The organism is Bifidobacterium pullorum DSM 20433, assembly GCF_000771405.1.
Lineage (GTDB): Bacteria > Actinomycetota > Actinomycetes > Actinomycetales > Bifidobacteriaceae > Bifidobacterium > Bifidobacterium pullorum.
On record NZ_JDUI01000014.1, the window covers coordinates 1 to 12,383 of the forward strand.

The following is a 12,383-nucleotide window of genomic DNA, read 5'->3' on the forward strand; positions in this document are numbered from 1 at the left end:
ATTTCACGCTCAAACATTATGACGAACGTCGCTCTCCGACCGCACACACGATGCAGGACTACGTCAAGCGCACAATCACCGACGACCGCATACCATACCATCGCGGTACGCAACGAACTAGAGCTCGTTTGAGCGACTATGTACCGTACCACCGTGGTACACAATGACAAAACGGGCCTTTGAACAGCTCAGTACCACAACATCGTGGTACTAAAGCCGGAAAACGGCATCATCCGGATTCCGTACCGTACCACAGGCAACCGGACGAATCGGAAACCGCGGAAAATCAACCTTCCCAAAACAGCCACCACACCGTGGTACGGTACGGAACGCCACATCCGCCCATATCAGGACTCTGTACCACAACCACAAGGTACAAAACCTACCCCAATCGTTTGCCCTTGATTCCGTACCACAGCCTCGAGGTACAAACCCGGCCCAATCGATTGCCATTGATTCCGTACCACACCGGCGGCTTCAAACGCCCGCAAGCACCCATCCGGGTGCCCAGACCACGCACCCGCCGCACGGAAGCGGCCGGCCATCAGGCGTCCGCGGAAACACGAAACGTGGTTTGGTGACTTGAGTCCATCCGGGGTGCTATGGTAGATTGCTGTTGCTCCGCTGGAGCACAATAACATAAAAGGAGTCATGCCTGAGTGGCCGATAGGGGCACCCTGCTAAGGTGTTAGTCGCTGATTGCGGCTCGAGGGTTCGAATCCCTCTGACTCCGCCATCAAGGGTTCCGGGAGCATCCCGGAACCCTTTTGTTTTGCCTCGGGCCCTATGCCGCAAACTCGATGCCTCTGGTCCCGCGGCTTCGCGCGCCGTAGGATGGAACCATGAGCACAGCACCACGGGTCGAGGCCGCGAAACGCGACTGGGGTCATGACGAGACCGGTTGCACGGTGCTGCATATCGACATGGACGCCTTCTACGCCTCGTTGGAGATCGCCCGTCATCCGGAACTCAAAGGCAAGCCGGTCATCATCGGCACCGGGCCGCGTTCGGTGGTCTCGGCCGCCAGCTATGAGGCCCGCCGCTACGGCATCAATTCGGCGATGGCGAGCGCCCGCGCCCGTCAGCTGTGCCCGGATGGCGTGTTTCTGCCCGTGGACATGCGCTATTACCGGATGATGTCGCGTCGTATCTTCGATGAGGTGTTCAGCCGGATCACCGACCGCATCGAACAGGTGTCGGTGGACGAATGCTATATGGATGTGTCCGGGGCGTTGCTGCAATGGAGTTCGCCGAGCGCCATCGGCGCGTGGATCCGCACCCAGGTGGCGGCACGCTACCATGTGACCTGTTCGGTGGGTATCGCCGCCAACAAGCTGGTGGCCAAGATGGCCTCCACCAACGCCAAGCCGGACGGCATGCTGCTGATTCCCAAGGCCCGTCACGCCGAGTTCGTGCAGATCATGCCGTTGCGCGGCATTCCCGGCATCGGCCCCTCGCTGGAACGGCATCTGAATGCGTGGGGCATCAACTCGGTGGCCGACCTGGCCGCCACGCCCGAGACCACGCTCGCCCAGGCGACAGGCTCGCCCACGGTGGCGCACAGCCTGGTGCTGGCCTCCCACGGCATCGATGAGCGCGAGGTCACCCCGTATACGCCGGAGAAGTCGATCGGCGCGGAACGCACGTTCACCGAAGACACCACCGACATGCGCACGGTCAGCGCCCTGCTGCGCCGCTGCTGCGACGAAGTGGCCTCCACGCTGCGCAAGCGCGGGCTGGTGGCCCGCACGATCACCGTCAAGCTCCGCTTCGACGACCTGACCTACCGCACCAAGGCCCACACCATGGAGCGCCCGACCGACGCGGCGAGCGTGCTGTATCCACAATCGGTCGCCCTGCTCAAGCAGATGCTGGGACTTGCGCCCGACGCCGGCGAGGATACACCGCTGCCCCGCCGGATACGGCTGGCGGGGGCCAGCGCCAGCGGTCTGGCGCAGGCGGAGCAGACCCCGATCCAACTGTCGATCGACGACCTGCTGGAACAGGATGACGCACCGAAGGGCGAGACGCGCGCCTCGCGGCTACGCGACGCGGAACAGGCGCTTGACGCGATCCGCAAACGGTATGGCAAGGGCGCGGCGAGCATCGGCCTGTGATCAGGCCGCCTGCAGCCGGCGGCAGGCGTCGGCGATCGCCTCATCGGTGGCGGTGGCGGAGAACCGCAGACAATCCGGCGCCCCGTAGAATTCTCCGGGGCTGGGCACCACGCCCAGTTGCGCCAGGTCGGCCATATCCTGCCAGCAGTCGCCGCTGCGGGCCTTCACCCACACGTACAGCGCGCCCTGCGGCATCTCGGCGTCGTATCCATACGCCCGCAACGCCTGGACCAGCGCGGTCAGACGCCGCTCGTACCGCGACTTCTGTTCGCGCATCGAGTCCGTGTCGCGCAGGGCCTCGGCCATCGCGGCCTGCACCGGACCGGGGATGATCTGCCCGATCTGCTTGCGGATGGCCGTCATACGGGAGACCAACGAGTAGTCGCCGGCGATGAACGCGGCCCTGTAGCCCGCCATATTCGACTGCTTGCTCAGCGAATACAGCACCAGCACGCCGTTCGCGGTCCCCTCGCACACCTGCGGGTTCAGCGCGCACGGAGCGGCGTCGCCGCGCCCGCCGCGCCAATCCAGCATCGCATAGCATTCGTCGGAAAGCACCACCGCGCCGATCTGACGCGCGGCCGCAACGATCTCATACAGCCATTCCACGCTCAGCGTCTCCCCGGTGGGGTTGCAGGGCGAGTTGACCCACACGGCCTTGACGTTCGGCACGTTCCGCCACGACGAGACGTCGGAGATGTCGTCGACCTTCAGCACCGTGGCACCGGCCAACTGGGTGCCGATCTCGTATGTCGGGTAGGAGACGCGCGGCTGCACCACCACGTCGCCGGGGCCCAGGTGCAGCAGCGACGCCATCAACGCCACCGCCTCCTTGGAGCCTACCGTCGGCACGATGCCCGCGTTGATCGAACCGAGGTCGACGCCGCGCCGGTCACGGAACCAGTCGGAGATTGCGGCACGCAGTTCCGCGGTGCCGGCAGTCGCCGGATACCCGTAGGCGTTCGGATCGTTCGAGGTGGCCGTCAGCGCGCCGCGAACCGACAGCGGCACCGAATCGACCGGCGAGCCGACCGACAGGTCGACCATGCCGCCCGGGACGGACGCCGCGGTGCGCTTGTACTCGGCGATGCGGGACCAATCGTATGGCGACAAAAACTCGTAGAACCCCATGACGCTCCTTTGTTCGACGGCGGCGACGCCAGCGGACGGCGACAACCCTCATTCCAGCATACGACGAAGGCCGCCGCGATCACTCGCGACGGCCAAAGGGCAACACAACGGCGGCAACGCCGATGCAAGACGGCTGGTATCGGTATCGACGTTCGGCATCGGCCTTCAACGACGGGACTGCCGGGGTCAAGGGCCAAGCCGGGCGAATCGACTGCCGGATCGTGCCGATGTCAGGCGTTCTGCGGCGGCAGGGCGGCCACCTGCTCGGGATCTTTGCCCAGCGGACCGGCGGCGCTGGCACCGCCCAGATCGCCCACTTCGGCGAAGAAGCTCACCGCGGCGTCCTTGTACCAGGCCCATTCCTCCGGCAGATCGTCCTCGTAGAAGATCGCCTCGGTGGGGCACACCGGCTCGCAGGCGCCGCAGTCGACGCACTCGTTCGGGTTGATGTACAGGGAACGGGCGCCCTCGTAGATGCAGTCGACCGGGCACTCGTCCACGCAGGCCTTGTCCTTGACGTCCACGCAGGGCTGCGCGATCACGTACGGCATGGGTTACCTCCAGCTGATATGTGACTGTGACACTTCGTGACCCTGACACTGTGCAGAACAACCTTGGAAAACCGCCATTATGGTGCTTGCATCAGCGTCACGATGTGTCACAGTCCGGTAGTGGTCATTGCCACCAGCTTACGCCGGACACCGGAAGACGGGGCATGCCGGCGGCCATGCGGGACTCAGCGCGCATCGGCATCCGCCAGCTCGCCCCTGCCGAGCAGCGCATGCCGGTAGCCGTAGCCGAAGTAGATGGCGAAGCCGATCACCAGCCAGACCACGAAGCGCAGCCAGGTGACCACGGACAGGTTGACCATCAGCCACAGGTTGGCGAGCGCGATGAGGATCGGCACCCACGGGTTGCCCGGCACGCGGAACACGCGCGGCAGGTCCGGACGGCGGCGGCGCATGATCGGGATGGAGATCGCCACCAGCGTGAACGCGGAGAGCGTGCCGATGTTGACCATGTCGGACAGCATCGAGATGTCGAAGCAGGCGGCCACGGTGGCCATGAACACGCCCATGATGATCTGCAGGGCCACCGGCGTGCCGTGCCTGCCGGTGTTGCTCAGGCCGCGCGGCAGCAGCCCGTCGCGGCTCATGGCGAACACCACGCGGGTCACACCCAACAGCAGCACCATGATCACGGTGGCCAATCCCAGCACGATGCCGAAGCTGATGACCTTGGCCGCCCAGGTGGCACCGACCAGTTCGAACGCGGTGGCCAGCGACGAGTCCGGCTGCGCGGCCAGATCCTTGTAGGAGACCATGCCGGTGGTCACGATGGCCACGAGCATGTACAGCACGACCACGAGCACGAGACCCACGCCGATGCCGAGCGGCACATTGCGCTTCGGGTTCTCAGCCTCCTCGGATGCGGTGGCGACCACGTCGAAGCCCAGGAACGCGAAGAACACGAGCGCCGCGCCGGACAGGATGCCGGGCACCCCGTAGATCGACGGGGTCATGCCGGTGACCCACTGCCACAGGGGCTGGTTCATCACGGCCTCGGACGAGGTGGCCGGCTCGCTCGGCGGGATGAATGGCGTGAAGTTCTCGGCCTTGACGTAGAAGAAGCCGACGATGACCACGAACAGCACGATGGCGATCTTGAGCACGGTCATCGCCCCGTCGACGCGCGCACCCAGCTTGGTGCCGAACACCAGCAGCGTGGTGAAGAACGCGACGATGACCGCCGGCGCCACGTCGATGGTGAACGGTCCGATCGCCAGATGCGTGTCGAAATCCCAGCCCATCAGGTCGAAGAAATCGTTGAGGTACACGCCCCAGTATTTCGAGATCACCGATCCGGCCATGAGCATCTCCAGGATCAGGTCCCATCCGATGATCCAGGCCACGATCTCGCCCACGGTGGTGTAGGTGAACGTGTAGGCGGACCCGGCGACCGGAATCATCGAGGCGAACTCGGCATAGCACATGACGGCGGCGCCGCAGACCACCCCGGCGATGATGAAGCTGATGATGACGGCCGGGCCGGCATGGAACGCCGCGGCCTGCGCGCCGACGGAGAAGATGCCCGCACCGACCGCCACGGCCACGCCCATGATGGCCAGGTCCCACCATTTCAGATTGCGTTTGAGCTCGTGACCCTCCTCGCCGGTTTCGGCGATGGTCTGCTCGACGGATTTGGTACGGAATAGATGCAGCATCAGGGACACCCCTTTGATCGTCCTTCTTCTCGCTGGGAGACAGTATAGACCCGTGGTGCCCCCGGTGTCCCGTTGCCCCGACACGCCCGGCCTCTACGGACTCTGACACATCGTGACTCTGATCTATCTCCCCAAACGGCTTTATTCCGCCACTTTTGGAGATAGATCACGGTCACGATAGATCAGAGTCCGTATCGTTAGCGCAGGTCCATGCCGACGACCACTGGTTCGGGGACCAGACGCACGCCGAACGCGGCCTCGACGCCGTCCTGTACGGCTCGGGCGAGGTCGGCCACGTCCGATGCCTGCGCGCCGCCGCGATTGGTCAGGGCGAGCGTATGCATGGTGGACAGGCCCGCCTTGGCGTCCTCGGCGGTCTTGAACCCCTTGTGGAAGCCCGCATGGTCGATCAGCCAGGCGGCGGAGGTCTTGACACCGGGTGTGCCATCGGGCAGCGCGGCGTCGAAGCGCGGCGCGTCCTCAGGCAGACGGGCGGCCTGTTCCGCGGTCAGGATCGGGTTCATGAAGAAGCTGCCGCAGCTGTGACGGTCATAATCCGGCGCGATACCCGAGTCGACGGTCACGGCAGACGCCGCCGTGGACTGTGACACAAGTTCGGTATCCGCGGTGTTGGAAACAAGCCGTTCCGCCGCGACAGATGTGTCAGAGTCCGATCCGGGGGTTTCCGGCACGGCGAGGGAATCAGCGACGTCGCCATACTGCGCCCGCAGCGCGACGGCCACCTGGTCGGCGCGCTTGGTGCCGTCCATGACCGGGGTCAGGTATCGGCCCGCATCCTCCAGCATGCCCTTGGAGGCGCGCACCTTGAGCACGGCGTTGCGGATGGCGCGGGTCTCCATGCGGTCGCCGACCTGTACGCCGAGCGCCTTGGCGAGCTGGCCGTAGCCGACCGTACCGGTGGCGCTGTGCCGCAGCGCGAACGTGACGGAAAGCACCACGTACCGGGGCGTGGGGAAGAACTCGGCGGCAGGCGTCGCAGGCGCGGCATACATGCTGGATTTGAGCGCCGACGAGCGGTAGCCGAACCGCAGGTCGTCCGGCGTCAGTTCGACGGTGCGCTTGTCCCTGCGGTCCCAGGCCTCCACAGATTCCACGGACGAGGCGACCTCCTGGCCGTACGCGCCGATGTTCTGCACCACGGACGCGCCGACCGTGCCGGGGATGCCGGACAGCCCCTCGACGCCCTCCAGGCCCATCTCAACCGTGAACGCCACGAAATCATCCCAGTTGCAGCCGGCCTCGGCGTTGATGTGCACGGTGCGGTCGCCGCCTTCCACGGGGGCGGCCTCGTCCGGCACGGTGATGGCGCGGCGGGCGTCACGCACCACGACACCGGGGAACGGCGTGTCGGACACCAGCATGTTGGAGCCGCCGCCGATCACGCACAGGGGCAGGCCCTTGGCGTCGGCCTCCTCGACGGCCTCGATGACGCCGACGCGCGTGGTGGGTTCGATGAAGCGGGCGATGGGGCCGCCCACGCCGATGGTGGTGAGTTCCGCAAAAGTCGTCATGTCTGTCATCCTATACGAAAAAACCCGACCGTATCGGTCGGGTTTGAAAGTCTGTACGCGCTCAGCGGGTCTCGCGATGCACGGTCTGCTTGCCGCAGCGGGAGCAGAACTTCTTCAGCTCCAGGCGATCCGGCGTGTTACGACGGTTCTTGGTCGTGATGTAGTTACGTTCCTTGCACTCAGTGCATGCCAGCGTGATGCCCGGACGGATGTCGGCGCTCTTGCTTGCCATTGTCATTCACCTCTGTGTTCGTTGTTCGCCGGCGGTTGCCGGCTCTTGTAGCGAGGAAGAGACTCGAACTCTTGACCTTACGATTATGAGTCGTACGCTCTAACCAGCTGAGCTACCCCGCCAGAGAGCCTCGGGTGAGAATCGGACTCACGACCTCTTCCTTACCAAGGAAGTGCTCTACCACTGAGCTACCGAGGCGTGGCGGATAGTGGATTCGAACCACTGAAGCACGAAGCGCCTGATTTACAGTCAGGTCCCTTTGACCGCTTGGGAAATCCGCCGTGTTACCGCAAGCGACCGTGGCCTCAACCGGCAACTTGGCTATCATGGCACAGCCTGAGGAAATCCGCAAGTCGTCCGCGCGCCAAGCATCGGGGCACATCACATGAAATCCTTGGAATAATGCCCTTTTCAGGATATTGCCTTCAGCGTGTCGCACCCCGTGTGTTCAGCGTGTCGCGCCGGCGGATTCCGGGTGTCGGGGCATCCACCGGCGCATGCCGGACGGCGTCCTCGGCGTGTCGGGTCACAGCTCGCGAGCCTTGAGCTCCGCGCAGACCTCGATGACCAGGTCGTTGGCCTCGGGCTCGCCGATGGAGATGCGGATGCCCTCACCGGGGAACACGCGGGTCGACAGGCCCCGCTCCACGAACGCGGCGGCGGACTCGTCGGTGCGCTCCCCCAGCGGCAGCCAGAAATAGTTCGCGTACGGGGTCGGGAATTCCCACCCCTGCCCGCGCAGCGCGGCCACCACACGGTCACGTTCGGCGATGATCGCCTTCACGCGCTCGTCGAGCTCGTCCTGCGCGTCCAGCGACGCGACGGCCGCCACCTGCGCGGTTTCGGTCACGCCGAACGGCAGCGCCACCTTGCTCATGCCCTCCACCACGTCGGCGGGGGCGATGGCGTAGCCGATGCGCAGACCGGCCAGCCCGTACGCCTTCGAGAAGGTGTGGGCCACGACCACGTTCGGATACTCGCGGAACAGGTCCATCGCCACGCTCGTGCCGGCGGCGGTGTTGAACTGGATGTAGGCCTCGTCGAACAGCACGAGCACGTCGGAGGGCACGGCCTGCATGATGCGGCGCGCGTCCGCGTCCGAGATCGACGTGGAGGTGGGGTTGTTCGGGTTGTTGACGATGACCAGGCGGGTGCGCTCGTTGACGGCCGCGATCAGCCCGTCCACGTCGTGCGATCCGTCCGGCAGGTTCGGCACCTGCACGCTGGCGGCGCCGGCGCCGGCCACGATCAGCGGGTACGCCTCGAAGCTGCGCCACGGATAGACGACCTCGTCGCCCGGCCCGGCGACCAGGTTGACGAGCATCGTGATGACCTCGGTGGACCCGCAGCCGAGCATGACGTTCTCCGCCTCCACGCCGTAGCGCTCGGCCAGCCGCTCGACCACGGCCCAGCCGCGCATGTCCGGATAGCGGTTCATGCGGCAGGTGGCCTGCTCGGTGATGGCCTGGGCCACGCTGGGCAGGGGCTCGAAGGCGTTCTCGTTGCTGGACAGTTTGAACGTGCGCTGGCCGGGCTTGGCCGGCGCCGGCTTGCCCTGCTTGTATCCGGGGATGGTGTCAAGGATGCTGCGATGTTTGAAAGTCATGGCACCATCCTAGTCCCGCCCCGGGCGACGCCGACGTCCGTTCTCGCCATAAGAGCGACGACCGGCCCCGGATACGGACAAAGGGACGCCCCGCCGCAGCGGAGCGTCCCTTGCAGTTCCGGTTGGTGACGCGGCTCAGCCGATGATGGCGAGCAGGTCACGCGAGGAGACGATCAGGTAGTCCTCGCCCTCGTAGTGCACCTCGGTGCCGCCGTACTTGGAGTACAGGACCTTGTCGCCGACCTTGACGTCCATCGGGATGCGCTCGCCCTTGTCGTCGCGACGGCCCGGGCCGACGGCCAGGACTTCGCCCTGCTGCGGCTTCTCCTTGGCGTTGTCCGGGATGAACAGACCGGATGCGGTCTGGGTCTCGGCCTCGGCCTGCTTGACGATGATCTTGTCTTCCAACGGTGTGAGTGAGATCGACACTGTGGACCTCCTCTTTCTTGATTCAGAGAGTCGATATGGTCTTCCGCGACGGAGCTCCGGACGAGAGGCTGACGATCACTCGCGCCGCCGTTCCTTCGCGCTAGGACTCATCGTAGCGCGATTATTAGCACTCTGCCAACTCGAGTGCTAACGCTGAGAGTGAACAGTGTCGGAGATCAGGCTCCACGGCGCGCCAGAATGGCGTCCAGACCGGTCCCCAGCGAGTCGCCGCTCGCCGCCGGCGCGTCCACTTCGGACACGACCTCAGCCTCGTGGAAGGAGGGCTCGACCTGCGCGTCGGTCACGGTCCGATCGGGCTCCACGGCATCGGTCACGTCCTCCCCGTCCTCATCGGCCGGGGTCTGCGGCACGGCCTTGGCCACCTGACGGGTCGAGCGGATCTCCAGGCTCTCCGGCGCGGCAGGCGCGGCGTCATAGCCGTCACGGGGCGCACCCAGCGAGAAGGAGATCAGATCCGGGGCACCGGCGGCGTCCTGCGTCCGGTCCGTTTCGACGTCGGCATCGTCCTGCGGCATCGGCTGCTCCACCGCGTCCTGCACCGGCACCACGGCGGCGGCATCCTGCTTCAGAATCCGATCGTCGGCATCGGCACGCTCCTCGACGACCACGGACTCCACGTCCACCACGTCGGTATGGCGGCGGCCCTCGGCACGGGCCTTCTCCCGTTCCGCCTCCTCGAGGACGCGACGGATATCGCTCTGCGCCATCGACTCCGTCGGCAAGTCCGCGGCCTCGACCCTGCGGGGCTCCTCCTTGGACGCTTGGACGGCGGACGGCACGGTGCGATCGGCCGGCCCGGCGGGACGGCCTGCGCCCTTCTTGCGACGTTCGGCCACCTTGCGCTCCCAGGCGCGGGCATGACGGGCGGCGTTGGCGCCCAGCGCCACCACCGCGGCCAGCAGCGCCGCCGGAATCAACGTGAACCAGGGGCTGAAGTGCAGCACCACCGCCAGCACGGCCACCAGGATCGTGGCGGCCAGCAGCGCCGACGCGATGATGGCGCGACGCCGCGCCGCGGCACGACGCATCCGCCGCACCTGCGCAATATGCTCGTTCATCGCCGTGGTCCTCTGCGGCTGGGTTGGCTGCATGATTGCCCCTTTCGCCTGCGGCGTACGCACATCCGAGAACTTCGTCCCGCTGTCCGCGTCCACCAGGTGCAACGACGAGGAGTATCGGTCCCCGCGATGTTCCATCACACGTTTCATACCGTTGGCCGTCCTGCGAGGCAGCCATACGGCGAGGATGAGTACGACGACCACCAGCACGACGACGGTGCTCAGCGATTCGTAACCCATATTCCACAAGAATAGGGGACTTTATTCAAACTCGCTCCATATCGTTCCGGGCGTGTCGGGCAGATATGCGGCGGGCGAAACCGTCGCCGGCGTCCTCGGCCAGCAGCGCGAACGTCTCATGGTCGCGCCAGCACCCCCGCACATACATATACGCGGTGCGCCGCCCCTCGTATCGCGCGCCGATTTTCCTAGCGACCGCCAGCGAGCGCTCGTTCTCCGGCAGGACCGCGATCTCCAGCCGGTGCAGTCTGGGGCCGGTCGGGTCGGTCAGCGCCCAGTCGGCCAGCACGCCCACCGCGGCGGGCGCATACCCGTGGCCGATCCGGTCGCGGTCGACCCAGTAGCCGACCACGCCGGTGCGCATCGCGCCGTAGCAGATCGCGCCGATCGAGATCTGCCCGACGATGCGCCCGTCATGTTCGATGGCGAAGACCACGCCTGTGCCCGCCTGCTCGTTGCGCCGCAACTGGGCGATCCACGCGTTGTAGGTCAGTCCCGGACCGTGCATCGGGTCGCCCGATTCCCATGGCGACAGCCATTCGTCGTTGCGCCAGCGCACCTCGTTCCACTCGGACGAATCCTCCGCCCTCAACGGACGCAAACGGATGTCCGGGCACCCCGGCGGCGCGGACAGATACCGCGGCATGCGGATGGCGTTGCCGGACAACACCGGCCTGAGATTCTGACGTACCTTCTGGAACACGGACACGGCTCCATTCTGCCACACGCGCAATCGCACGGAGCCTGACGGCGTGACCGCGGGACGCGCTGTCAGGGCGGCGACTAGGATATGAACGGGTCGGCCGTAAGCCGCACCCGTGGAACACCTGTGGAGGATGAGCGTTGCCTACCTATCATTACCGTTGCAAGAACTGCTCCTATGATTTCACCGAGCACCAGTCGTTCGAGGACGACCCGATCACGGTCTGCCCCGAATGCGGACAGGAGCAAGTGCGCAAGATCTATTCGGCCGTGCCCATCGAATTCAAGGGCAGCGGCTTCTACCGCACCGACGGCGCGTCCAAGTCGTCGAAGTAGCGACACGCGGCGGTGTGGATAACCGGAACCGTTCGACCACACCCCCGCCTCCGGCTTGTGCCGGAGACATGCCAGAGCCCATCATGACAGCATGATGGGCTTTCTTCATATCTGGTCGCAGTCGGCAGACACCCTGCGCCGCCGACGGTTCCGTGAGCGCTGCCGCCGGCTGTTGGCCGCGCTGCTGGCGGGCACGGCCGTGTTCGCCGCGCTGCAATGCGTGTTGGGCACCGTGGCCACGCGCCCGGTGCTGGTGGCCGTGGCGGACATCCGCCGCGGCGAGACGATTCGCGCCGAATCCGTGGCGGTCCGTGAGGCACCGGTGTCCGATCCGCTTGCACGGGCGCTCGAGACGGCACAAGAGGCGACGGGACGGGTGGCGCAGGCCGACATCGCACGCGGTTCGCCGCTGTTGCGGGAGCATGTGGCCGACCAGCCGGTGGCCCCGCCCGGGTACACCGTGGTCGATGTCCGGCTCGCCGGCGGTTGGTCCGGGCTGATCGTCGGGCAGAAGGTGGGGTTATCCGCGGCAGGGGTGTGCGGGCAGACCGACCCGACCGGCGCATCCGGGGCCGGGACCACGGCCGATGTGTGCGTTGTGGCCGAGCGGGCGATCATCATGGGCCCGGCCTCGCAGGATGAGACCGGGACCGCGCTCATGCCGCTCGCGCTGCCGGCCGACGAGGCGCTGCGCCTGCTGGGGATCCAGGAGCAGGGCATGATCGTCGCCGTCGCCGGGGCGGCGTGAGACCGGG

Annotated in this window: 12 protein-coding genes and 4 tRNA genes; 4 read left to right on the forward strand and 12 right to left on the reverse strand. The window is 66.1% G+C overall.

The features are described 5' to 3' along the window. The first annotated feature begins 645 nt into the window (after window positions 1-645). Both OU11_RS07625 and dinB read left to right on the forward strand, forming a co-directional pair. Window positions 646-736, forward strand: a tRNA-Ser gene (locus OU11_RS07625). 106 nt (window positions 737-842) lie between these two features. Beyond that, window positions 843-2,117: a DNA polymerase IV gene (gene dinB, locus OU11_RS07630; protein ID WP_033515864.1), complete on the forward strand. Its 1,275-nt coding sequence runs from the start codon at window positions 843-845 to the stop codon at window positions 2,115-2,117. On the opposite strand, the gene dapC is transcribed toward dinB, so the two are convergent. From dapC to OU11_RS07690, 12 genes are all read right to left on the reverse strand, one after another. Beyond that, entirely contained in the window at window positions 2,118-3,248 is a 1,131-nt protein-coding gene (dapC, locus tag OU11_RS07635) for a succinyldiaminopimelate transaminase (RefSeq protein ID WP_033515866.1), read from the reverse strand. It lies immediately after the preceding gene. Between the two features lie 230 nt (window positions 3,249-3,478). Further along, window positions 3,479-3,799 carry a ferredoxin gene (fdxA, locus tag OU11_RS07640; RefSeq protein ID WP_033505282.1) on the reverse strand — a complete coding sequence of 107 codons (321 nt, stop codon included), beginning with the start codon at window positions 3,797-3,799 and terminating at the stop codon, window positions 3,479-3,481. Between the two features lie 185 nt (window positions 3,800-3,984). Then, window positions 3,985-5,469, reverse strand: coding sequence for an amino acid permease (locus OU11_RS07645; protein WP_033515928.1), 1,485 nt, complete (start codon window positions 5,467-5,469; stop codon window positions 3,985-3,987). Window positions 5,470-5,669: 200 nt separating this feature from the next. Beyond that, window positions 5,670-7,004: a UDP-N-acetylmuramate dehydrogenase gene (locus tag OU11_RS07650; RefSeq protein WP_033515868.1), complete on the reverse strand. Its 1,335-nt coding sequence runs from the start codon at window positions 7,002-7,004 to the stop codon at window positions 5,670-5,672. Between the two features lie 61 nt (window positions 7,005-7,065). Beyond that, window positions 7,066-7,236 (reverse strand): 50S ribosomal protein L33, encoded by a 171-nt coding sequence (gene rpmG / locus OU11_RS07655; RefSeq protein ID WP_003807891.1) that lies wholly within the window; start codon window positions 7,234-7,236, stop codon window positions 7,066-7,068. Between the two features lie 48 nt (window positions 7,237-7,284). After that, window positions 7,285-7,358: transfer RNA gene (locus OU11_RS07660), tRNA-Met, on the reverse strand. Between the two features lie 4 nt (window positions 7,359-7,362). After that, window positions 7,363-7,434: transfer RNA gene (locus tag OU11_RS07665), tRNA-Thr, on the reverse strand. A 1-nt stretch (window position 7,435) separates the two neighbouring features. Beyond that, a tRNA-Tyr gene (locus tag OU11_RS07670) sits at window positions 7,436-7,517 on the reverse strand. 245 nt (window positions 7,518-7,762) lie between these two features. Beyond that, complete coding sequence (locus tag OU11_RS07675) at window positions 7,763-8,842, reverse strand: histidinol-phosphate transaminase (protein ID WP_033515870.1); 1,080 nt, start codon at window positions 8,840-8,842, stop codon at window positions 7,763-7,765. 135 nt (window positions 8,843-8,977) lie between these two features. Beyond that, complete coding sequence (gene groES / locus OU11_RS07680; RefSeq protein ID WP_033515873.1) at window positions 8,978-9,271, reverse strand: co-chaperone GroES; 294 nt, start codon at window positions 9,269-9,271, stop codon at window positions 8,978-8,980. A 176-nt stretch (window positions 9,272-9,447) separates the two neighbouring features. After that, window positions 9,448-10,590 (reverse strand): hypothetical protein, encoded by a 1,143-nt coding sequence (locus OU11_RS07685; protein WP_033515875.1) that lies wholly within the window; start codon window positions 10,588-10,590, stop codon window positions 9,448-9,450. A 25-nt stretch (window positions 10,591-10,615) separates the two neighbouring features. Further along, a complete protein-coding gene (locus tag OU11_RS07690; RefSeq protein WP_033515877.1) occupies window positions 10,616-11,299 on the reverse strand; it encodes a GNAT family N-acetyltransferase in 684 nt (227 codons plus the stop codon). Window positions 11,300-11,433: 134 nt separating this feature from the next. Between OU11_RS07690 and OU11_RS07695 the strand changes: the two genes are divergently transcribed. Further along, on the forward strand, window positions 11,434-11,628 hold the full coding sequence (locus tag OU11_RS07695; RefSeq protein ID WP_033515879.1) for an FmdB family zinc ribbon protein: 195 nt from the start codon (window positions 11,434-11,436) through the stop codon (window positions 11,626-11,628). A 91-nt stretch (window positions 11,629-11,719) separates the two neighbouring features. Then, on the forward strand, window positions 11,720-12,376 hold the full coding sequence (locus tag OU11_RS07700) for an SAF domain-containing protein (protein WP_033515881.1): 657 nt from the start codon (window positions 11,720-11,722) through the stop codon (window positions 12,374-12,376). Window positions 12,377-12,383 lie beyond the last annotated feature (7 nt).